Annotated in this window: 20 protein-coding genes and 1 tRNA gene; 10 read left to right on the top strand and 11 right to left on the bottom strand. The window is 72.7% G+C overall.

Translation table 11 applies throughout. The features are described 5' to 3' along the window. Positions 1-44 precede the first annotated feature (44 nt). From LN652_RS10125 to LN652_RS10105, 5 genes are all read left to right on the top strand, one after another. The gene (locus LN652_RS10125; RefSeq protein WP_230444536.1) at positions 45-623 is read left to right on the top strand and encodes a TetR/AcrR family transcriptional regulator; all 579 of its coding nucleotides are present in this window, start codon (positions 45-47) and stop codon (positions 621-623) included. Continuing rightward, positions 624-2,357 carry an ABC transporter ATP-binding protein gene (locus LN652_RS10120; protein ID WP_230444535.1) on the top strand — a complete coding sequence of 578 codons (1,734 nt, stop codon included), beginning with the start codon at positions 624-626 and terminating at the stop codon, positions 2,355-2,357. Continuing rightward, complete coding sequence (locus tag LN652_RS10115; protein WP_329958480.1) at positions 2,358-4,328, top strand: ABC transporter ATP-binding protein; 1,971 nt, start codon at positions 2,358-2,360, stop codon at positions 4,326-4,328. Positions 4,329-5,088: 760 nt separating this feature from the next. Beyond that, positions 5,089-6,687: an MDR family MFS transporter gene (locus tag LN652_RS10110; RefSeq protein ID WP_329958479.1), complete on the top strand. Its 1,599-nt coding sequence runs from the start codon at positions 5,089-5,091 to the stop codon at positions 6,685-6,687. A gap of 11 nt (positions 6,688-6,698) precedes the next feature. Further along, positions 6,699-7,160, top strand: a complete 462-nt coding sequence (locus LN652_RS10105) for a MarR family winged helix-turn-helix transcriptional regulator (protein WP_230444534.1) — start codon at positions 6,699-6,701, stop codon at positions 7,158-7,160. A gap of 138 nt (positions 7,161-7,298) precedes the next feature. Here the strand turns inward: LN652_RS10105 and LN652_RS10100 are convergent, their stop codons facing one another. Then, the gene (locus tag LN652_RS10100; RefSeq protein WP_230444533.1) at positions 7,299-8,894 is read right to left on the bottom strand and encodes a glycoside hydrolase family 13 protein; all 1,596 of its coding nucleotides are present in this window, start codon (positions 8,892-8,894) and stop codon (positions 7,299-7,301) included. Positions 8,895-8,927: 33 nt separating this feature from the next. Continuing rightward, entirely contained in the window at positions 8,928-9,740 is an 813-nt protein-coding gene (locus tag LN652_RS10095; RefSeq protein WP_230444532.1) for a hotdog family protein, read from the bottom strand. Between the two features lie 64 nt (positions 9,741-9,804). Between LN652_RS10095 and LN652_RS10090 the strand changes: the two genes are divergently transcribed. Then, positions 9,805-10,485 (top strand): metal-dependent transcriptional regulator, encoded by a 681-nt coding sequence (locus tag LN652_RS10090; protein WP_230444531.1) that lies wholly within the window; start codon positions 9,805-9,807, stop codon positions 10,483-10,485. Between the two features lie 9 nt (positions 10,486-10,494). Here the strand turns inward: LN652_RS10090 and LN652_RS10085 are convergent, their stop codons facing one another. The 3 genes from LN652_RS10085 to LN652_RS10075 all read right to left on the bottom strand — a co-directional run bounded on the left by LN652_RS10085 (position 10,495) and on the right by LN652_RS10075 (position 13,713). Continuing rightward, positions 10,495-11,430, bottom strand: a complete 936-nt coding sequence (locus LN652_RS10085) for a Sir2 family NAD-dependent protein deacetylase (RefSeq protein ID WP_230444530.1) — start codon at positions 11,428-11,430, stop codon at positions 10,495-10,497. Beyond that, positions 11,427-11,696: a DUF2277 domain-containing protein gene (locus tag LN652_RS10080; RefSeq protein WP_230444529.1), complete on the bottom strand. Its 270-nt coding sequence runs from the start codon at positions 11,694-11,696 to the stop codon at positions 11,427-11,429. The genes LN652_RS10085 and LN652_RS10080 overlap by 4 nt, the downstream gene beginning before the upstream one ends. Positions 11,697-11,850: 154 nt before the next feature. Continuing rightward, positions 11,851-13,713 (bottom strand): beta-propeller domain-containing protein, encoded by a 1,863-nt coding sequence (locus LN652_RS10075; protein ID WP_230444528.1) that lies wholly within the window; start codon positions 13,711-13,713, stop codon positions 11,851-11,853. A gap of 98 nt (positions 13,714-13,811) precedes the next feature. On the opposite strand from LN652_RS10075, the gene LN652_RS10070 reads away from it, so the two are divergent. Then, entirely contained in the window at positions 13,812-14,981 is a 1,170-nt protein-coding gene (locus tag LN652_RS10070; RefSeq protein ID WP_230444527.1) for a saccharopine dehydrogenase family protein, read from the top strand. A gap of 7 nt (positions 14,982-14,988) precedes the next feature. Here the strand turns inward: LN652_RS10070 and LN652_RS10065 are convergent, their stop codons facing one another. The 3 genes from LN652_RS10065 to LN652_RS10055 all read right to left on the bottom strand — a co-directional run bounded on the left by LN652_RS10065 (position 14,989) and on the right by LN652_RS10055 (position 18,390). Further along, positions 14,989-16,596 carry a sensor histidine kinase gene (locus LN652_RS10065; protein ID WP_230444526.1) on the bottom strand — a complete coding sequence of 536 codons (1,608 nt, stop codon included), beginning with the start codon at positions 16,594-16,596 and terminating at the stop codon, positions 14,989-14,991. 142 nt (positions 16,597-16,738) lie between these two features. Next, positions 16,739-16,814 (bottom strand) — tRNA-Arg (locus LN652_RS10060). A gap of 58 nt (positions 16,815-16,872) precedes the next feature. Then, a complete protein-coding gene (locus LN652_RS10055; RefSeq protein ID WP_230444525.1) occupies positions 16,873-18,390 on the bottom strand; it encodes a SulP family inorganic anion transporter in 1,518 nt (505 codons plus the stop codon). A gap of 53 nt (positions 18,391-18,443) precedes the next feature. On the opposite strand from LN652_RS10055, the gene LN652_RS10050 reads away from it, so the two are divergent. From LN652_RS10050 to LN652_RS10040, 3 genes are all read left to right on the top strand, one after another. Then, positions 18,444-18,833, top strand: coding sequence for a MerR family transcriptional regulator (locus tag LN652_RS10050; RefSeq protein ID WP_230444524.1), 390 nt, complete (start codon positions 18,444-18,446; stop codon positions 18,831-18,833). A 101-nt stretch (positions 18,834-18,934) separates the two neighbouring features. Then, entirely contained in the window at positions 18,935-20,215 is a 1,281-nt protein-coding gene (locus tag LN652_RS10045) for an LCP family protein (RefSeq protein ID WP_230444523.1), read from the top strand. After that, positions 20,212-20,424, top strand: a complete 213-nt coding sequence (locus tag LN652_RS10040) for a hypothetical protein (protein WP_230444522.1) — start codon at positions 20,212-20,214, stop codon at positions 20,422-20,424. Before LN652_RS10045 ends, LN652_RS10040 begins: the two co-directional genes overlap by 4 nt. Positions 20,425-20,564: 140 nt before the next feature. Here LN652_RS10040 and LN652_RS10035 read toward each other — a convergent pair whose 3' ends face one another. The 3 genes from LN652_RS10035 to LN652_RS10025 all read right to left on the bottom strand — a co-directional run bounded on the left by LN652_RS10035 (position 20,565) and on the right by LN652_RS10025 (position 22,015). After that, positions 20,565-20,945, bottom strand: coding sequence for an MscL family protein (locus LN652_RS10035; RefSeq protein ID WP_230444521.1), 381 nt, complete (start codon positions 20,943-20,945; stop codon positions 20,565-20,567). A gap of 60 nt (positions 20,946-21,005) precedes the next feature. Further along, on the bottom strand, positions 21,006-21,533 hold the full coding sequence (locus LN652_RS10030) for a CpaB family protein (RefSeq protein WP_230444520.1): 528 nt from the start codon (positions 21,531-21,533) through the stop codon (positions 21,006-21,008). Between the two features lie 155 nt (positions 21,534-21,688). Then, positions 21,689-22,015: an FmdB family zinc ribbon protein gene (locus tag LN652_RS10025; RefSeq protein ID WP_230444519.1), complete on the bottom strand. Its 327-nt coding sequence runs from the start codon at positions 22,013-22,015 to the stop codon at positions 21,689-21,691. Positions 22,016-22,071 lie beyond the last annotated feature (56 nt).

Genomic DNA, 22,071 nt, shown 5'->3' with positions numbered 1-22,071 from the left:
ACAGATCGGTTGTGAGTGAGCGCTCACTCACTTACCCTCGAGGGGTGACCCCCCGAGCCCGACCGATGGCACCCGAGGACCGCCGCCAGGCGCTCGTCGACGCCACCCTCCCGCTGCTGCTCGCGCACGGCCGCGCCGTCACCACCAAGCAGATCGCCGACGCCGCCGGCGTCGCGGAGGGCACGATCTTCCGGGTCTTCGACTCCAAGGACGACCTGGTGACCGCCGCGGTCGAGGACGCCCTCGACCTGGTGCCGTTCATCGCCCAGCTCGGCGCGGTCGACCGGGACCAGCCGCTCGCGGCGATGCTGCTCGAGGTGGTCGAGCTGTTCCAGCAGCGCTTCGAGCGGGTCTTCGCGCTGATGACCCGGATGGGCATGGTCGGTCCGCCACGGGCCCGCCGGCACATGGAGGAGGAGCGCGCGAAGGTCGCGCTCATCCTCGAGACGATGGCCGAGCCGCACCGCGCCGCGCTGCGCGTGGCCCCGGCCGAGCTCATGCACATGGTGCGGCTGCTGACCTTCTCCGGCACCCATCCCCACATCTCCGACGGCCACCCGCTGACCGCCGAGCAGATCGTCGACACGCTGCTCCACGGCGTACTGAGGACAGAGGACTCCTGAATGCTGCTCCGCATCGTCCGCACCTACCTGCGGCCCTACGCCGCCCCGCTCGCGGCCGTCGTCGCGCTCCAGTTCGTCGGCACCATGGCCGCGCTCTACCTGCCCAGCCTCAACGCCGACATCATCGACAAGGGGGTCGTCAGCGGCGACACCGGCTACATCCTGCGCCACGGCGGGCTGATGCTCGCCGTCTCGCTGGTGCAGGTGGTCTGCTCGATCGCCGCCGTCTGGTTCTCCGCGCGCAACGCGATGGGGTTCGGCCGCGACCTGCGCGCCGCGATCTTCCACCGCGTCGGCTCCTTCTCGGCCCGCGAGGTCCAGCAGTTCGGCGCGCCCTCGCTCATCACCCGGGAGACCAACGACGTCCAGCAGGTGCAGATGCTGGTCCTGATGGGCGGCACGCTCATGGTGTCCGCGCCGATCATGATGGTCGGCGGCATCATCATGGCCGCGCGCGAGGACGTCGGCCTGTCCTGGCTGGTGCTCGCCGTCGTCCCGGTGCTGGCGGTGTCGATCGGGTTGATCGTGCGGCAGATGGTGCCGAGCTTCCGCCTGATGCAGGAGCGCATCGACGAGGTCAACCGGCTGCTGCGCGAGCAGATCACCGGCGTACGCGTGGTGCGGGCCTTCGTCCGCGAGGAGCACGAGACCGTCCGCTTCCGCGGCGCCAACGAGCAGCTGACCGAGGTCGCCGTACGTGCCGGCCGGTGGCAGGCGGCGATGTTCCCGACGGTCATGGTGGTCGCCAACACGGCGACCGTCGGCGTGCTGTGGTTCGGCGGGCACCGGGTCGAGGCCGGCCAGATGGAGGTCGGTGCCCTGACCGCCTACATCTCCTACCTGATGCAGATCGTCATGTCGGTGATGATGGCGATGTTCATGCTGATGATGGTGCCCCGCGCCTCGGTCTGCGCCGACCGGATCGCGGAGGTCCTCGACACCGAGTCGTCCGTCGTGCCGCCCGCGGCGCCGGTCACCGACCTGCCCGCCCGCGTCGACCTCGCGCTCGAGGACGTCACCTTCGCCTACCCGGGCGCCGAGGAGCCGGTGCTGCGTGGCGTCGACCTGCGGGCGGCGCCGGGGGAGACGGTCGCGATCGTCGGCTCGACCGGCGCCGGCAAGTCGACGCTGGTCAACCTCGTGCCGCGGCTCTTCGACGCCACCGGGGGAGCGGTCCGCGTCGGCGGCGTCGACGTGCGTGACCTCGCCCCGGAGGCGCTCTGGTCGCGCATCGGCCTGGTCCCGCAGAAGGCGTTCCTCTTCCGCGGCACCGTCGCCGACAACCTCCGCTACGGCAAGCCCGACGCCACGGAGGAGGAGATGTGGGCGGCGCTGGAGATCGCCCAGGCCAGGGAGTTCGTCGAGGCGATGCCCGACGGCCTCGACGCCGAGATCGCCCAGGGCGGGTCGAGCCTGAGCGGCGGCCAGCGGCAGCGGATGGCCATCGCCCGCGCCGTCGTGAGGCGACCCGACCTCTACCTCTTCGACGACTCGTTCTCCGCGCTCGACCTCACCACCGACGCCCGGCTGCGGGCGGCCCTGCGGCCCGTCACCCGCGACGCCACGGTGGTCATCGTCGCCCAGCGGGTGGCGACGATCCGCCACGCCGACCGGATCGTCGTGATGGAGGACGGGGCGGTCGTCGGGACCGGCACCCACGACGAGCTGCTCGCCGGGTGCGAGACCTACCAGGAGATCGTCCGTTCCCAGCTGACCGCCGAGGAGGTGGCCTGAATGAGCACCACCGAGAAGCCCGGCCAGCTGAAGGAGACCGAGCGGGTCCAGTCCGGCGCCAGCGGCCCGGGCCGGGGCCCGATGGGCGGCGGGATGATCGGCCAGAAGGCCGACACCTTCTGGCCCTCGACCCGGCGGCTGCTCGCCCGGCTGCGGCCCGAGCGGCACAAGGCGTACGCCGTGGTCGCGCTGACCCTCGTCAGCGTGGTCGCGATGGCGGTCGGCCCGAAGATCCTGGGCCGTGCCACCGACCTGATCTTCGCCGGCCTGCTCGGCCGGCAGGCGCTGGGCGACGGCGCCACCCAGGAGCAGGCGATCGAGGCGCTGCGCGCGCAGGGGGAGGACCGCCAGGCCGACATGCTCGCCTCGATGGACCTCACCGACGGGGTGGACTTCTCCGCCGTCGCCGACGTCCTGCTGCTGGTGCTCGCGGTCTACGTCGCCGCCTCCCTGCTCGCGTGGCTCGCCGGCTACCTCCTCAACGACGTCGTGCAGGGCACGGTGCTGCGGATGCGCGCCGAGGTCGAGGACAAGGTCCACCGGCTGCCGCTGGGCTACTTCGACAAGCAGCCGCGCGGCGAGCTGCTCAGCCGGGTCACCAACGACATCGACAACGTCAGCCAGACCCTCCAGCAGACGATGAGCCAGATGCTCAACTCGCTGCTGACGGTCCTCGCGGTGCTCGCGATGATGTTCTGGATCTCGCCGGTGCTCGCCCTGGTCGCGCTGGTCTCGGTGCCGGTCACCATGGTCGTCACCGGCGCGGTGATGAAGCGCTCGCAGGGCATGTTCATCCAGCAGTGGCGACGCACCGGCACCCTCAACGCGCACATCGAGGAGACGTTCTCCGGCCACGCGGTCGTCAAGGTCTTCGGGCGCCAGGCCGAGGCCGAGCGGGTCTTCGCCGAGCAGAACGAGGAGCTCTACCAGGCGTCCTACGGCGCGCAGTTCGTGAGCGGCCTGATCATGCCGATCATGATGTTCGTCGGGAACCTCAACTACGTCGTGATCGCGGTCCTCGGCGGCCTCCGCGTCGCGAGCGGGACGATGTCGCTGGGCGACGTGCAGGCGTTCATCCAGTACACCCGGCAGTTCACCCAGCCGCTGACCCAGGTCGCGTCGATGCTCAACCTGCTGCAGTCCGGCGTCGCGTCGGCCGAGCGGGTCTTCGAGCTCCTCGACGCCCCGGAGGAGAGCGCCGACGCCACCGGCCGCCCGGCGGCCGACGCGCACGGCGAGGTCCGCTTCGAGGACGTCTCGTTCTCCTACGACCCCGAGCGCCCGCTCATCGAGGGCCTGTCGCTCGTCGCCCGTCCGGGCAGCACCGTCGCCATCGTCGGGCCCACGGGCGCCGGCAAGACCACGATGGTCAACCTGGTGATGCGGTTCTACGACCCGCAGTCCGGGCGGATCACCATCGACGGCGTCGACATCACCTCGATCCCGCGCGGCGTGCTGCGCAGCAGGATCGGGATGGTGCTGCAGGACACCTGGCTGTTCGCCGGCACCATCCGCGACAACATCGCCTACGGTCGCCCCGACGCCACCGAGGAGCAGGTGCTGGAGGCGGCCCGGGCGACGTTCGTCGACCGGTTCGTGCACTCGCTGCCCGACGGCTACGACACCGTCATCGACGAGGACGGCTCCAACCTCTCGGCCGGCGAACGCCAGCTGGTGACCATCGCCCGCGCCTTCCTGTCCGACCCGGCTCTGCTGATCCTCGACGAGGCGACCTCGTCGGTCGACACCCGCACCGAGCTGCTGCTCCAACAGGCGATGGCGGCGCTGCGCTCGGACCGGACCTCGTTCGTGATCGCCCACCGCCTCTCCACGATCCGCGACGCCGACCTGATCCTGGTGATGGAGGACGGCTCGATCGTCGAGCAGGGCTCCCACGACGAGCTGCTCGCGCGCGACGGGGCGTACGCCCGGCTGCACCGCTCGCAGTTCGAGTCGGCGCCGGTCGCCTGACCCCACTCCGACGTCTGAGGACGTCCTGCAGCCCGCAGGCCCCCGATCGGCTGCACCACGTCCTCAGATGACCGGTCCCCGGACCGGCGGGGTTAACCCGTTGAGCGACCCCGCGGTGCGACGTACGGTTGAGGCACACAGAAGGGAGGTGATCCGAGGAATGAGTTCTTTTCGGATGAGTGAGGTGGCTGCCCGCTAGGCAGCCCGGTCCGCCGACAGCTGCCGGCGAATCCACTGCAGCCACCCGACCCGCAGGCCCCCGGTCACATCCGCCGGGGCCCCTCTCCGAGGGGCAGCAGGCCTGCGGGTCGCTGCATGTCCGGGGTCCGGGGTCCGGGTCCGGGTCCGGGGTCCGGGGTCGGGGTCCGGGGTCGGGGGTCGGGTCCGCCGGGGGTAGTCCAGTGAGGGATGGCTGTCCCGCCGCGGTAGTCCAGTGAGGGATGGCTGTCCGGACGCCGGTTTTGCGACCATCCCTGACTGGACTACCCCAGCTCGGGGAAGGTGCCACCGCAGCTCGGGGAAGGTGCCACCGCAGGTCGGGGAAGGTGCCACCCCAGCACGGGGAAGGTGCCACCCCAGCCCGGGGAAGGAAGGAACCACCGCGGCCCGGGAAGGCGCTGCCGCGGCCCGAGGCAGGGCTCGTACGACCAGCGTGTGGCCCAGGTCTCACCCGCCGGCAGTTGGGTCTCACGCCGCGACGGCATATGGTTGTGGAGCACAACTATTGCGAACGGCAACCACCATCCACCAGAGGAACGCAGTGACCCAGGCTCCCCCCGTCTCCGCCGAGCAGGCCGGAGAGATGACCCACCGCCAGGTGCTCGAGGCCCTCAGCGGGCTCCTCCTCGCGATGTTCGTCGCCATGCTGTCCAGCACCATCGTCAGCAACGCGCTGCCGACCATCGTCGACGACCTCGAGGGCAGCCAGACCGGCTACACCTGGATCGTCGTCGCGACCATGCTCGCGATGACCGCGACCACGCCCATCTGGGGCAAGTTCGCCGACCTCTTCGACAAGAAGATGCTCGTCCAGTCGGCGCTCGTCATCTTCTCGGCCGGATCGCTGATCGCCGGTTTCGCGCCGTCGATGGAGGTGCTGATCGGCGCCCGCGTCGTGCAGGGCCTCGGCGTCGGCGGCCTCACCGCGCTGGTGCAGGTCGTCATCGCCTCGATGGTCTCCCCGCGCGAGCGCGGCCGCTACAGCGGCTACATCGGCGCGGTCTTCGCCCTCGCCACGGTCAGCGGCCCGCTCGTGGGTGGCGTCCTCGTCGACACGGTCGGCTGGCGCTGGTGCTTCTTCGCCGGCCTCCCGGTCGCCGTGCTCGCCTTCGTCGTGCTGCAGAAGACCCTGCGCCTGCCGGTGGTCAAGCGTGACGTGAGCATCGACTACCTCGGCGCCTTCCTGCTCGTCGGTGGCGTCTCGATCCTGCTGGTGTGGGTCTCGCTCGGCGGCATCAACTTCGACTGGATCTCCGTCACCAGCGGACTGCTCGTCCTCGGCGCCGTCGCCGTGATCGCCGCGGCGATCCACGTCGAGGCCAACGTGGCCAAGGACCCGGTCATCCCGCTGCGCCTGTTCAAGGACCGCACGCTGACCCTCGCCACCATCGCCTCGGTGCTGATCGGCGTCGCGATGTTCGGCTCGACGGTCTACCTCAGCCTCTACTTCCAGCAGGCGAAGAACATGAGCCCGACCGAGGCCGGCCTGATGTCGATCTGCATGGTCGGCGGCCTGCTCGTCTCGAGCATCACCAGTGGTCGGATCATCTCCGACACCGGCGTGTGGAAGCGCTGGCTGGTCGGCGGCATGGTGGCCGTCATCGCCGGCCTCGCGCTGCTCTCCACGATCGACGCGGACACCCCGCTGTGGCGTACCGGCATCTTCATGGCGGTCCTCGGCCTCGGCCTCGGCGCCACGATGCAGAACCTCGTGCTGGCCGTGCAGAACACCATCGCGCTGGCCGACATGGGCGCCGGCTCGTCCGTCGTCGCGTTCTTCCGCTCGCTCGGCGGCTCCGTCGGGATCGCCGCGCTCGGCGCGGTGCTGGCCCACCAGGTCTCCGCCTCGGTGAAGACCGGCCTCGGCGAGCTGGTCGCGGCGAACCCCGCGCTGGCCGACAAGGTCGCGCACCAGACCGGCGGCGTCCCCGACGTCTCGACCATGCCCGCCCCGATCCGTGCGATCTTCGAGAGCGCGTACGGCGACGCGACCGGCCACATCTTCCTCGTGGCCCTGCCCTTCGCGATCGGCGCGCTCGTCGCAGTGCTCTTCATCAAGGAGGTGCCGCTGCGGACCTCGGTCCAGCGCGAGGACGAGCTGGTCGGCGAGGTCGCCCCGGCCACCCCGCAGCAGGGATGATCGACGGCACCATGAGCACAGCGAGCACGACAACCACGAGGAACGACGACCTGCGGGCGATCGAGTCCGAGGTCGCCAGCCTGATCCGCCGCGTGAAGCGGGTGATCGCCGAGCGGGCGCGTGAGGTCCACCCGGAGCTGCACCCGATGACGTACTTCATCCTCACCCACCTCGCGACCCACGGGCCGCTGCGCGGCGCCGACCTGTCGGACGCGTTCGGGATGGACAAGGGCGGCGTGAGCCGTCAGGTGCAGGCGCTGGTCGACCTCGGCCTGGTCGAGCGCAAGCCCAACGCCGAGGACCGGCGCGCGATCCTGCTGGACGCGACCGACGAGGGCCGCGAGCGGCTCGAGGTGATGAGCCAGAACCGCCGGGACCGGTTCGACGAGCGGCTGGCCGACTGGTCCGACGCGGACCTGCGGTCGTTCGCCCAGCAGCTGGCGGCCTACAACCAGGCCCTCGCGGACGACTGACCCCCGCGTCCGACGCAGGAGCGCCCCCAGCCATCGGCTTGGGGGCGCTCCTGTCGTTCGTGAAGGTGCGGTAGCTACGGACGTTCTGGTGGGTGTTCCGACCGGAATCCCCACCAGAACGTCCACAGATACCCTGCGTCAGCGGCGGATCCAGGCGGCCGTGTCGGTCGGCAGCTTGGCGCCGTCGAGCGGGCCGCTGGCCAGCAGCAGCTCGCCCTCGGGCAGCTCGACCGGGGCGTCGCCGCAGTTGAGCACCACGGTGAGCGGGCCGCGGGTGAAGGCCAGCACGTCGGCGCCGAGGTCGACGAGCGTCACCTCGTCGCCGGCCGTCCAGGCGAACTCGCGGCGGGCGTGCAGTGCGGCGCGGTAGAACTCCAGGGTGGAGCCGTCGACGCCGGTCTGCGCCTCGACGGTCAGGTCCTCCCAGCCCTCGGGCTGGGGCAGCCACGGCTGCGCGGTGCCCGGGCCGAAGGCGTACGGCGCGGCGTCCCCGCCCCACGGCATCGGGACGCGGCAGCCGTCGCGGCCGACCTCGCCGGTGCGGAGGTAGGACGGGTCCTGGCGGAACTCCGGCGCGACGTCGACCTGCTCGAGGCCGAGCTCCTCGCCCTGGTAGAGGTAGCTCGAGCCCGGCAGCGCCAGCATGGTGAGCGTCGCCGCCCGACCGCGGGCCAGGCCCTGGGTGCCGCCGCCGTAGCGGGTGACGTGGCGGACGACGTCGTGGTTGCTGAGCACCCAGGTCGGCGAGGCGCCGACCGGCTCGACCGCGGCGAGGGTGTCGGTGATGACCTCGGCGAACGACTCGGCCGACCAGTCGGCCAGCAGCCAGGCGAAGTTGAACGCCTGGTCGAGCTCGTCGGGGCGCACGAACTTCGCCATCGACTCCGGGGTCTGCGTCCAGGCCTCGGCGACCGCCATCCGGTCCGGGCCGGCCTCGTCGAGCACCCGGCTCCACGAGCGGTAGACGTCGTGGACCTCGGGCTGGTCCCACATCGGCTCGTCCTTGATCTCGAGCGAGACCATCGAGTGGTCGGTGTTGACCTGGCCCGACGAGGTCTTCTCGCCCTCCTCGACGACCTGGTCGCGCAGCGAGGCCTCCTTGAACAGCCCGTGGGCCACGTCGACCCGGAAGCCGTCGACGCCCCGGTCGAGCCAGAAGCGCAGGACGTCCTCGAACATCTCCGGCACCTCGGGGTTGCGCCAGTCGAGGTCGGGCTGGGTGGAGTCGAAGAGGTGGAGGTACCACTGGCCGTCGTCGACCTGGGTCCAGGCCGGGCCGCCGAAGACCGAGCTCCAGTTGTTGGGGAGCTCGCCCTCGGGGGCGTCGCGGAACAGGTAGCGGGCGCGCTCGGGGCTGCCCGGGCCGGCGGCCAGCGCCGCCTGGAACCACTCGTGCTCGCTCGAGGTGTGGTTGGGCACCAGGTCCACCACGACGCGCAGGCCCAGCTCGTGGGCGCGGGCGATCAGGTCGTCGGCGTCCGACAGCTGACCGAACAGCGGGTCGATGTCGCGGTAGTCGGCGACGTCGTAGCCGTGGTCGTGCTGCGGCGAGGTGTAGAACGGCGTGATCCACAACGCGTCGACGCCGAGGTCGGCGAGGTGCGGCAGTCGCGAGGTGATGCCGGGCAGGTCGCCCACACCGTCACCGTTGCTGTCCGCGAAGCTGCGCACGTAGATCTGGTACACGACGGCGTTGCGCCACCAGTACGTCTTTGGATCGTTCAAATCGGCCATGCGCCCATTCTTCCAACACCCCCCGGGAGCGGGTCAAGCCGTCGGGCGCTGCCCGCCGAACGACGCGGGGTCGACGGCGATCCAGGTGTGCTCCGCCGTCGCCACGACGCGTCCGTCGGCGTCGTACAGGGTCGCGGCCGTGAAGGTCTTGCGACCGTCCTGCCCGCGCCCCTCGCCGACCACGACGTGCGGCTCGCCCACGACCGGGAGGTCGTCGACGCGGGCGGTCATCCGGCCGAGCACCATCAGCCGCTCGGTGAGGTCGCCGGCCCAGCCGCCGATGCAGTCGAGCGCCGCCCAGGTCGCCGCGAGGGACGCGCGGCGCAGGTCGTCGCCGTAGGCGTGCCAGTCCTCGGCGAGGCTCCCGTCCGGGGTCCAGGTCGCCGCGACCAGGTCGCCCGTCGCGTCGGACTCGTGCCCGGCCCCGGCCTCCCGGGCGACCGCACCCGGGAAGATCCGCAGCCCGTCGCCGGGCTCGCGGTCGGTGCCGCACGCGAAGCAGGTCGGGAACGGGTGGAACCGCAGGCCCGGGTACGCGGCCTCGGCCGCCGCCGCGCGCTCCGGGTCGACCCGCTCGACGGTGACCGGGTCGGCGGTCGCCCGGCGGGCGGTCGCGACGGCCTCGCCGTCGGCCCACGCGGTGGTCACCCCGTCGTCGGCGGTGACGAGCATCGGGGTGTCCAGCGGCGGCGGCCGGCGCAGCGACACCTCGATGGCGGGCCACCGGTCGGCGTGGTCCGCGGGGGAGTCGGCGACGTCGAGCGCGGCGAGGGCCCCGGCGGTCCAACCGCCGTTGCCGGAGTCGGGCGGCCCGCAGAACCGGCGCGGGACGATGAGATCGGTCACCGGGCTCACTGTGCCACGGGTCGCGCGGTCGGCGGCAGTTGCCGGATGGGACAGAATGAGCCCCGTGAGTGACCTCATCGACACCACCGAGATGTACCTCCGCACGATCTACGAGCTCGTGGAGGAGGGGATCGTTCCGTTGCGCGCCCGGATCGCCGAGCGGCTGCACCAGTCCGGCCCCACGGTGTCGCAGACGGTCGCCCGGATGGAGCGCGACGGACTGCTGACCGTGCAGGGCGACCGGCACCTCGAGCTGACCGAGGAGGGCCTGCTGCTCGCCACCCGCGTGATGCGCAAGCACCGCCTCGCCGAGCGCCTGCTCACCGACGTCATCGGCCTCGACTGGGAGCTCGTCCACGCCGAGGCGTGCCGCTGGGAGCACGTGATCTCCGAGACCGTCGAGCGCCGCCTGCTCGAGCTGCTCGACCACCCCACCGAGTCGCCCTACGGCAACCCGATCCCCGGCCTCGACGAGCTCGGCGACCAGGTGTCGGAGGCGTTCATGGCCGACGTCGTCTCGCTGTCGTCGGCCGCCCGTCCCGACGAGGCGATGGTGCACGTGCGCCGCATCTCCGAGGAGATGCAGAAGGACGAGGAGCTGATGGGGCTGCTGCGCCGCGTCGGCGCGCTCCCCGGTCGGTCTGTCACCATCGCCCGCACCGACGAGGGCATCCTGATCGGCTCCGGCGGGGAGAGCGCCGAGCTGGTCCCCGACGCCGCCGAGCACATCTTCGTGAGCCGCTGAGGGCGGTCCTCAGCGATCCCCGGCTGGCCGGGGATCGCTGAACATGTCAGGCCGTGCACGCCCTGACATGTTCAGCGAACGCCTGACAAGTCGCCCGAGGAACTCGCTGCACCCCACCTCGAGCTTGTACGTCGCCAGCGGGTCGCCGCGGGTCGCGCCGCGGTTCACCACGACGATCGGCGTGCCCCCGGCCGCGGCCCGCTTCACGAACCGCAGGCCGCTCATCACCGTCAGCGACGACCCCGCGACCAGCAGCGCACCGTCGGTGCCGAGCGCCTCCACCGCGGCGTAGCAGCGCGCGACCCGGTCCGGCGGGACGTTCTCGCCGAAGAACACCACGTGCGGCTTGAGCGGGCCGCCGCAGCCGCAGCGCGGCACCACGAAGTCGGCCGTGTCGTCGAGGTCGACGTCGCCGTCGGGGCGTGACTCGACCCAGCCGTGCCGCTCCAGCCAGCCGGGGTTGAGCGCGTCGAGCTCGCGCTCGAGGTCGGCCCGCGAGGACGTCGCGCGGCACCCGAGGCAGACCACCTCCGAGACCCGGCCGTGCAGCGCGACGACCTGCCGCGAGCCGGCGGCCTCGTGCAGCCCGTCGACGTTCTGGGTGATCAGCAGCCCCGGGTCGAGCGCGGCGAGCGCGCGGTGGCCGTCGTTGGGCAGCGCCCGTCCCATCCGCTGCCAGCCGAGGTGGCTGCGCGCCCAGTAGCGCTGCTGCGCCTCGGGCGTCGCCACGAACTCCTGGTAGGTCATCGGCGCGCGGGTCGGCGCCCCCGGCCCGCGGTAGTCGGGGATGCCCGAGTCGGTCGACAGCCCGGCACCGGTCAGCACGACCAGCGGCCGCGAGGCGAGCAGGTCGAGCGCCTCGTCGACCGCGACGTCGGAGGGCGCGGGGACGGCGTCCAGCACCTGCGCCGGCAGGCGGTCGTACGCCGACCGGTCGAGCGTCACGCGCCGTACCGGACCCGCGCGCGGGCCCGTGCCTTCTCGGCCTCGACCTCGCGGTTCTTCGGCGGCGCGGTGGTGACGAGGTCGTCGAGGAGGTGCTGGGTGATGTGGGCGATCTCCTTCACCGCGGCGTGGAACGCCTCCTCGTTGGCCTGCGAGGGCTTGGTCGTGCCGGCGACCTTGCGGACGTACTGCAGGGCGGCGGCGGTGACCTCGTCGCGCGTGGCCGGCGGCTCGAAGTTGTTGAGCGGGCGGATGTTGCGGCACATGTCACGACACTAGCCCGGCACGACGAAGTCGTGGAGGGCGTGTGGCGGGAGGTTGAGCAAGCCCGCGACCGAGCTTGCGAAGTCGCGTCAGGCGCGTCGAAACCCACGCGGGAGGTGGTCTCGTGACGGGACTTCGTCCCTCCTCGACCAGCGGTCAGAGGTCGAGGAACGCCACGTCCTCGCCGGTGACGACCGCGACCTCGCCCGACGCGAGCGGGACGAGGCGTACGTCGGCCACGTCGGTGCCGTGCTCGACCTCGATCATCCGGTTGCTCATCGACCCGTCGTCGAGCGACAGCACCGAGACCCAGCCGGTCGTGCCGGTCCAGCCGCGGGAGACCACGGTGAGCACCATCCGCCGGTCCGGGAGCCAGGTGAACTGGCGCGGGTCGGTGCCGGCGCCGGCGACGGTGCGCGGCCCGTAGCGGACGACGTCGAGCTGGCGCGGGCGGGTCAGGTCGGTGACGTCGAAGAGCGCGGCCTGCGCGCCCCTCAGCACGCCGCGCGCGGACGCGTCCTGTCCCATCCCGACGAGGCGGTGCGCGCCGAGCGGGTGGAGGTAGTCGGAGAAGCCGGGCACCTTGAGCACGCCGAGCAGCCGCGGGGCGGAGGGGTCGGTGAGGTCGACGGCGTAGAGCGGGTCGACCTGGCGGAAGGTGACCACGATCGCGAGGTCGTCGAACCAGCGCACCGACTGGATCTGCTCGCCCACGCCGAGGTCGTCGACCCGCCCTGCCTCGACGAGCGCGCTGCCGTCCTCGCGGAAGGTGACGACCGAGTTCCAGTCGCCCGTCTCGCTGCTGGGTCCGACGGCGACCCGCAGCGACCCGCCGACCGCGTCCATCGACCACCGGTCGGCGATGGTGCCCTCCACCTCGCCGGACGCGACGTACGTCGTGGTGCTGCCGTCGAGGGCGAACGCGAAGATCGGCGTGGTCCCGCCGGGGCCGCCGGGGGCGAACCGGCAGTTCATGCAGTCACCCCCGCCCCACCACGTCGCCGCGGTCGCCGCGAGGTAGAACCGGTCGGTCGAGAAGTAGGGCACCAGGGTGTCGGTGGCGACCGCCGTCGTCGTCCAGTCCGTCGGCGCGGACGGGTCGAGCGCGACGACCGTCGTCGTGCCGAGCGCGAGGTCGCCGTCCCGCGGGACGGCCACGTCCGCGCAGTCGACGACCGGCTCGCCGTCGACGGTCGGCAGCCAGTCGGCGAGGGTGGTCCCGCGCACCACCGCGCGGTTGCGCAGCCGCGCGGTGACCTCGCCCAGCGTGCCGTCGGGCTGGACGAAGTCGAGCTCGGGCAGGCCGTCCTGGAGCACCACCCGGACCACGTCGCCGTGCACCCGCACGGCGCTCGCGCGGCCGCGCACCGTCGTCGCGTCGACGACGGAGGGCGACGTCGGGTCGGACAGGTCGACGGTCGTGATCGTCGAGGTGAGGCCGTCGCCGGACGTGCCGACGACCACCGCGCGCCCGCCGACGAGCACCAGCTCGCCACCGGGGTCGCCGGGCCACCCGTTGCCGCGGGCGTCGTCGATCGGGGTGGAGGAGATCTCGACGGGCTCGGTGCCGGCCACGTCGTACGCGACGAGCACGCCGTCGCGCAGGCGCAGCAGCAGGCTGCCCGACACCTTCACCACGTCGGACTCGTCGACACCTGCCTCCTGGACGTTGGTGCCGGTGCCGCTCGTGCCCGCGCGTGAGGTGGTCGGCTCCGACGACCGGGCCGCGCCGGGCGCTCCGGAGGCGGCGTCGCCGGCCTGCTCCTCGTACATGATCGGGCCTCCTCCCCAGCCCCACGGGCCGACGAGGTCGAGGCCGCGCTCGACGAACGACTCGAGCAGCGCGTCGCAGTCCGACGGCGTGGTCAGGTCGGCGTTGGCGAGCGCGAGGGGCGGCGATCCCGGACCGTCGCCGGGGGCGGGTTCCTGGCCGAGGACGTAGCCGACCGCGCCCGCGGCCAGCAGGCCGCCCGCCGCCACGAACGTCGTCGCCGCCCTGCGCAGAGCCCTGCGAGCCATCTGTCGTGTCCCCTCGTCGTGCCCGGTCGCCGCCGGTGCTGCTTGCACGGGTGGGACGGGGCGGCGGAGGGCCGGGTTCCGCGTGGCACGATGGCGCGATGAGCGCGCCCCGCAACCCGGACCGCCCCTTCGACGTCGTGGTGTTCGGCGCCACCGGGTTCACCGGCGGCCTCACCGCCGACTACCTCGCCGCCCACGCGCCCGAGGGACTGCGCTGGGCGATCGCCGGACGCAACGCCGACAAGCTCGCGGCCGTCCGCGAGCGGCTCGGGGTCGACGTCGAGGTGCTGGTCGCCGACTCCACCGACGACGCCGCGCTCGCCGACGTCGCCCGCCGCGCGCGCGTCGTGGTCACCACGGTCGGGCCCTACCTCCAGCACGGCGCCCCGCTGGTCGCGGCGTGCGCCGAGGCCGGCACCGACTACCTCGACCTCACCGGCGAGCCGGAGTTCGTCGACCGGATGTACCTCGAGCACCACCGCACCGCCGAGCGCACCGGCGCCCGGCTGGTCCACGCCTGCGGCTTCGACTCGGTGCCGCACGACCTCGGGGCCTACTTCACCGTCCGGCAGCTCCCGTCCGACCAGCCGATCACCCTGCGCGGCGTGGTCCGCTCCGCCGGCACCTTCTCCGGCGGCACGTTCCACTCCGCGCTCGACCAGTTCGCCCGCGCCCGGGACATGAAGCGGACCTACGCCGCGCGCCGGCGCGCCGAGGGCCGGCCGGACGACGGTCGCTCGTCGCGCTCGGTCGGGGGCCGCCCGCACCGCGACCCGGTGCTGGGCTACTGGCTGCTCCCGCTGCCGACGATCGACCCGGTCGTGGTGGCCCGCAGCGGCGCCGCGCTCGAGGCGTACGGCCCCCGCTTCCGGTACTCGCACTGGGCTGGGACCAAGACCCTGCGGTACGCCGCGGGCGGGGTCGTCGGCGTCGGCGCGCTGTCGCTGGCCGCCCAGGTCCGGCCGGTGCGCGACTTCCTCAAGGGCAAGGTGCCGCAGGGGTCGGGGCCGGACGCGTCGCGTCGCGACAAGTCCTGGTTCACCGTCGACTTCGTGGGCGAGGCGGGCGGTCGGACGGTCCGCACCCGGGTCGCCGGCGGCGACCCGGGCTACACCGAGACCGCGAAGATGCTCGCCGAGGCCGCCCTGTGCCTGGCCCTCGACGACAACCCCGAGACCTCGGGGCAGGTGACGCCGGCGGTCGCGATGGGCGACGCCCTGCTCGACCGCCTGCAGGCGGCCGGGATCACGTTCTCCGTCGTCGACTGAGGCGGTCCTACGCGCCGCGTGGCGGGATCGTGACGTGGAACCGCGACCCGACGCCGGGGGTGCTCCGCGCCGTGATCGTCCCGCCGTGCGCGGCGACCAGCTGCCTGGTCACCGCCAGGCCCATGCCGAGGCCGGGCAGGACGCGGCGCACGGCCTCCTCGGTGCGGTAGAACCGGTCGAAGACCCGGCCGAGCTCGTGCTCGGTCATCCCGATCCCGGTGTCGGTGACCGTGATGGAGAAGCCGGTCGGCGCCGGGCCGCCGTGGAGCCGGCACGTCGGCGCGACCTCGACCGCCACGGAGCCGGACTCGGTGTAGGTCAGCGCGTTGTCGACGAGGTGGTGCAGGACCTGGCGCAGCGCGGCGTCGCTCGCGACCGCCGGGACCGACGTCGGGGTGTCGAGGGTGAGGGCGAGCCCGGACGCGTGCGCGCGCTCGACGGACGACGCCAGGACGTCCTCCGCGATCTCGGCGACGTCGACGAGGCCGGTCGCGAGCTCGGCCGGCCGGGCCGTGACCAGCAGGTCCTCGATGTGGTCGGCGAGCGCGCGCACGTTGCGGCGCACGCCCGACAGGTAGGTGCGGGCCGCCGGGCGGTCGGTGTGCTCCAGCTCGTCGTGCAGGTCGAGGTAGCCGACGATGGCGGTCAGCGGGGTGCGGAGCTCGTGGGTGAGGGTGCCGAGGAACTCGTCGCGCATCCGGGCGGTGTCGAGGGTGTCCGTGGCGTCCCAGGCGACGAAGACGGTCCCGCCGCCGTCGCCGTCGCAGTCGCCCAGGTGGATCCGGCGTGCGCTGCACACCAGGGCGCGTCGGTCCTCGCGTGGCCCGGTCCACTGGACGAGGCCGGAGAACTCCTCGCCGCGCTGTGCGCGCAGCACCGCCTGCGCGGCGGGGGCGGTCGCGGTGACGCCGTCGGCGTCGACCACCTCGTACGCCGAGGCCGCGGCGTGCTGTCGCGTCGGCGCGGGCAGCGCCCGCAGCCCGTGCCCGAGGTCGGCGGCCGGACCGTTGGCGAGCAGGTGGCCGTCGGGGAGGAAGACCGCGAGCGCCGCGTCGACGGAGTCGAAGATCGCGCGGGTGGTGGCGGCCTCGCGAGCCAGGCTCCGCGTCCTCGCGACGAGGTCGGACTGCGCCTGGCGCAGGACGCGACCGGCGTACCAGGTGAGCAGGACCATCGAGGTCAGGCCGATGCCGACGAGGACGTCGTCCCAGCGCTGGGACGAGTCGTGCGCCGCCCCCTGCCCGGTGAGGTGGGGCGTGACCGCGACCGCCCAGATCCCCGTCACCCCGGCGACCGCGCCGCGGGCGCCGCGCTCGAAGGCGGTCCACCCGGCCGGCATGCCGGTGAGCAGCAGAGAGGACCCGATCGCGGCGCGGTCGAAGCCGTGGACGAGCGCGGCGGACGTCAGGAGCAGCAGCAGGACCAGCGACTGCGCACCGCGGCGCCCGGACCGCTCGCCGACCGCGGCGACGACGGCCGCCGCCAGCGTCACGCCGAGCGTGGCGCCGACAACCCGTGCCGGGAGGGCCGACGGCTCGAGCAGGATGCTGCCGAGGCAGGTCACCACGACGAACAGCGCGCTGGGCACCAACCAGACCCAGACCGAGATCCGCACCCCGCCCCCTTCTCCGCCGCGCGTCCGCGCGTGCCGCCCGCCTGTCGTGAGGAACCTACGGCGGGACAACGAGCGAGGTGGCCGAAATGGCACGTTCGGACGCCGCGCCCGATCACGGGTGACAGGTCCGGCTGGTCTGGTCTGGTGCCCCAGGCAAGAGTCGAACTTGCGACCTTTCGCTTAGGAGGCGGCTGCTCTATCCACTGAGCTACTGGGGCGGGTGCCGTGCGCGCACGGCGGGGAGCATCCTGCCACGAGGGCCGCGCGCGGCGTGCGTCAGTGCGGCGACAGGGAGCCGGAGAGCCGCTGGTGCCGCTCGGCGCTGGCGGCGTCGAGCCCGGTGATCTCCACGTGCGTGCCGCGGCGGGCGTACTTCGTCGTGATCGCGTCGAGCGCGGCGACCGTCGAGGCGTCCCACACGTGCGCCGCGGACAGGTCGATCGCCACCCGCTCGGGGTCGTGGGCGTAGTCGAACTGCGTGTAGAGGTCGTTGCTGGAGGCGAAGAACAGCTCGCCCGTGACGCGGTAGACCGCGGTCGCCGACCCGTCTGCGTCCTCGACGAGCTCGCGGCGCACCGCGGTCAGGTGCGCGACGCGGCGCGCGAAGAGGGTCATCGCGGTCAGCACACCGACGCCGACGCCGATCGCGAGGTTGTGGGTCGCCACCGTGACCACGACGGTGGCGAGCATGACCGTCGTCTCGGAGCGCGGCATCCGGCGCAGCGTGGCCGGCCGGACCGAGTGCCAGTCGAACGTGCCGACCGAGACCATCACCATCACCGCGACCAGCGCGGCCATCGGGATGAGGGCGACCACGTCGCCGAAGCCGACGACGAGCACGAGCAGGAAGACGCCCGCGAGGAACGTGGACAGGCGGGTCCGGGCCCCGGACGCCTTCACGTTGATCATCGTCTGGCCGATCATCGCGCAGCCGCCCATGCCGCCGAAGAGGCCGGTGACGAGGTTGGCGCCGCCCTGGCCCCAGGCCTCGCGCGTCTTGTCGGAGGGCGTGTCGGTGATGTCGTCGACGAGCTTGGCGGTCAGCAGGGACTCGAGCAGGCCGACGAGCGCCATCGCGACGGCGTAGGGCGCGATGATCTGCAGGGTCTCGAGCGTCCACGGCACGTCCGGCAGCCCGAGGGTCGGCAGGCTGTCGGGCAGGCGGCCCTCGTCGCCGACGTCGGGCACGCCTGTCCCGGTGGCGAGGGCGTACGCCGTGAGCACGACGATCGCGACCAGCGGCGAGGGCACGGCGGTGGTGAGGCGGGGGAGACCGACGATGATCGCGATGCCGACGGCCACCATCGGGTAGACCGCCCAGGGCACGTCGACGAGGTGCGGCAGCTGGGCGAGGAAGATCAGGATCGCCAGCGCGTTGACGAAGCCGACCATCACCTGGCGCGGGACGAACCGCATCAGCCGGGCCACGCCGAGCAGGCCCAGCACGACCTGGATCGCTCCGCCGAGCAGCACGGTGGCGATCAGGAAGTCGAGGCCGTGGTCGCGCACGACCGGTGCCACGACCAGCGCGACCGCTCCGGTCGCCGCCGAGATCATCGCCGGGCGTCCGCCGAGGAACGCGATCGCGACCGCCATCGTGAACGACGCGAACAGCCCGACCCGGGGGTCCACGCCGGCGATGATCGAGAACGAGATCGCCTCCGGGATGAGCGCGAGCGCCACCACGAGGCCGGCCAGCACCTCGGTGCGCAGGCGGGCGGGCGAGCGGAGCGCCGCGCGCACCGACGTGTCGTCGGGCGCGGGCGTCAGGGACGATGGGGCGGCAGCAGGCACGTGGCAGAACCCTACCCTTACGTGAGGGTAGGGTTGGAATCGAGGAGCAGCGCATGACGGAGCAGGCGACGATGCACATCGGCGAGGTCGCCGCGCGCACCGAGCTGTCCCTGCGCAGCCTGCGCCACTGGGAGGAGGTCGGCCTGCTCCGTCCCTCGGGTCGCACCGACGGCGGCTTCCGCCTCTACACCGAGGACGACGTCGCCAAGATCCTCGTCATCCGCCGGATGAAGCCGCTCGGCTTCAGCATCGAGGAGATGAAGGCGGCGATGGCCGACATCGAGCTGCTGGACGCGCCCTCCGTCCCCGCCGCCGACCGCGAAGCCGCGCGCGAGCGTCTCGGCGCCGTCGCCGAGGACGCCCGCGAGCGGCGCGAACGACTGGTGCGCCAGCTCGCGATGGCCGACGAGTTCATCGGGCTGCTGGAGGGGCGTCGCGGCTGACTCGCGGGTGGTCCGCCGCGCCGTGGAGGGGGTCGGAGTTGCCTTCGTGAAGTAGGTTCGGGTGCGGTCAGTCCTGTCACTCGAGCATCAAGGTGAGCCCCGTGTCCGATGAGTCGCGCCCGGAGTCGACCGACTCCGCGCCCAAGCGCCGGGGCAAGGCGGCCCGCAAGCACACCGTCGGACGGGTCATCCTGATCAGCGCCGTCGTGCTCGCGCTCGTGACCGGACTCGGCACGGTCTACTTCGTCCGGCACCTCAACGGCAACATCGAGAGCATCGACATCAGCGACCTCGGCGGCGACCGGCCGGAGAAGGTGTTCACCGGCAACGGCGAGGCGCTCAACATCCTGGTGATGGGCTCGGACTCCCGCGACTGCGAGGGATGCGACGTCGACAACGTCGCCGGCGAGCGCTCCGACACCACCATCCTCGTGCACCTGTCCGGCGACCGCTCCCGGGCGTACGCCGTCTCGATCCCGCGCGACTCGATCGTCGACCGGCCCGAGTGCGGTGACGTCCCGGCCGCGACCGACGTGATGTGGAACGCCGCCTACACCGAGGGCGGCCCGGCGTGCACGATCGACCAGTTCGAGCAGAACACCGGCATCTACGTCGACCATTTCATCGGCATCGACTTCGGCAGCTTCGGCAACATGGTCGACGCCGTCGGTGGCGTCGACGTGTGCGTGCCCGAGGACATCGTGGACCGCGAGCACCAGATCTTCGTGCCGAAGGGCGACCCGTCGACCCTGACCGGCGACGAGGCGCTGGACTACGTGCGGGCGCGCTACGTCGGCGAGGTGATCCAGCAGAACGACATCTCCCGCATCCGCCGCCAGCAGGAGTTCATCGGCGCGCTGGTCCGGCAGGTCAAGTCGGCAGGGACGCTCACCCGGCTCGACAAGGTCGTGAAGTTCCTCGACGCCGCCACCAAGGGCCTGACCACCGACACCGAGTTCGACTCCGTCACCCGGCTCGGCAAGGTCGCGATGCAGCTGCAGAACATCGGCCTGGACAAGGTCCGGTTCGTCACCCTCCCGACGGCCTACTTCTCGCGGGACACGGACTTCTTCGGCAAGGTCTACTGGAAGCCCGAGGCCACGGAGATCTGGAAGCTCATCAAGGCGGACGAGGAGATCCCGGCGAGCCTGCTGAAGGGCACGTCCGTGAGCGCGGCGCCGCCGGCGGGCGAGTCCGAGTCGCCGTCCCCGTCGGCCGGAGCGTCCGAGACCCCGTCCGAGACGCCGTCCGAGACCCCGAGCGAGACGCCGAGCGAGACGCCGTCCGAGACCCCGAGCGAGACCGCGTCGGAGACCCCCACCCCCGAGACGCCCGTCGAGACCACGGCACCGGAGGACCGGATCTACGGGGTGTGTGCGTGACCCCTGCCGACGAGGACGCCCCGACCGCCGGCGACGGCGGGCGTGCGCCCGAGCCGGAGTGGAAGCGCCGGCGCCGCCTCGCGGCCGTCTTCGGCGAGGTCCTGCCCGAGCAGACCAGCGACGACCGGGCGCCGTCGTCGGGCTCGTCGGGCGCCTCGGGCAAGGGCGACGACTGGTATCGCGAGCAGGTCCCGCCGCACCACGGCTGACGGGGGACCCCTTCGGCCGTCCCACCTCGAGTGGCGCTTCCTGACACGGACTACCCCGGGATGGGCGGGACGGGCGGGAACGCGAGCGGCCCGCACCCCAACGGGCGCGGGCCGCTTCGTGCGTACGACGTGGGGCGCGGTCAGGCGGTCGGGGTGGTGCCGTTCTGCGCCTTGAGCAGGTCGCGGATCTCCTCGAGCAGCGCGACGTCGGCGGGGGTGCCGGCGGGCTCGGCGGGGAAGAAGCGGTCCTTGGCCTTGGTGTAGGGCACGACCACGAAGAAGTAGACGACCGCGGCGAGGATCAGGAACGCGATCAGCGCGGTGAGGAACGGGCCGACCAGGACGTCGCCGGGGGCGAAGTTGTCGAAGTCCGGGTCCTTGCCGTCGGTGACCTTGCTGACGGCCGACAGCAGCATCCCGGTGAAGGCCGTGACGACCGCGGCGAACGACGTGCCGATGATGACCGCGACGGCCAGCTCGACCAGGTTGCCGCGGAGGATGAAGTTCTTGAAGCCGGTCATGCTGTGTCTCCCTCTCGTGCCAGAGCGCCGACGGCCCGGTGCGAGCCCGACGGGAGCACGCTAGCGGCTCCAGGAGACCGTGAGGAACTGTGCCAGCGCGGCGGACGTGACGTCGACGGCCTCCGCGGCCGACACCCCGACGACCACCAGTGCGCCGCCCTGGCCGGTCGGGGCCTCGGGGACGTCGGCGGTGCCGCTGAGCACCCGGACGTCGCGCGCGACCACGCGCGTCTCGCCGGTGCCGGGATCGGTGGCCACCAGGTCGACCTCGTCGCCGGGGCGCAGCAGCGCGGCCATGCCCGGGTCGGGGAGCCGCACGGGCAGCACCGTCTCGCCCGGCTGGGCACGCGCGAGGCCGGGACCGACGACCCGCGCCTCGGTCAGCACCTCGCCCGACGCCAGCGGCGCGGCCAGGACCCGACCGGCACCGGCCCGCGCGGCCCCCGCCGGGACGAGCGCCTCGGGGAACGCACGACGAGGTCGTCCGGCGCGAGCGTCGTGCCGCCGGCAGGTCCCGGGCGGCGACCAGCACCTCCACGCTCGGGTCGGGCGGCGGCGCGAGCGCGTGCAGCGCAGCAGCGGCGGCACCGGCGGCCAGGCCGGCGGCGATCAGGCGTCGGCGCCTGCGGAGCTGGTGGCGTACGGCGCGCAGCCGGCGGCGGGCCGGCGGGAGTCCCGGGAGCATCCGGCGACGGTAGGCCGGATCGCCCGGCGCGCGCCGGGCTCCTCCACAGGGAGCGGGGTCAGTCGGCCGACGAGGACGACGTGCTGGAGGAGCTGGACGACGAGCCGGACGAGGAGGTCGAGGAGGAGCCGCTCGAGGAGGAGGAGCTCGAGGACGACGAGTCGGACGAGGACCCGCCGGAGGCGGCCGGCGTGGTGGAGGACGAGGCCGACCGGCTGTCGGTGCGGTAGAAGCCCGAGCCCTTGAAGACGACGCCGACCGCGTTGAAGAGCTTGCGGAGCCTGCCGTCGCACTCCGGGCAGACGGTGAGCGCGTCCTCGCTGAAGCTCTGGAACTGCTCGAAGGAGTGGCCGCACTCGGTGCAGGCGTACTGGTAGGTCGGCATCGTGGTCCTCAGGTCAGTCCGGCGGGAGTCCCGCGGGGGGTGCTTCGGCGATCGGG

It is taken from the genome of Nocardioides okcheonensis, assembly GCF_020991065.1.
Lineage (GTDB): Bacteria > Actinomycetota > Actinomycetes > Propionibacteriales > Nocardioidaceae > Nocardioides > Nocardioides okcheonensis.
The sequence above is the reverse complement of the archived record's forward strand: the minus strand, read 5'-3'. Positions and strand labels throughout refer to the sequence as shown.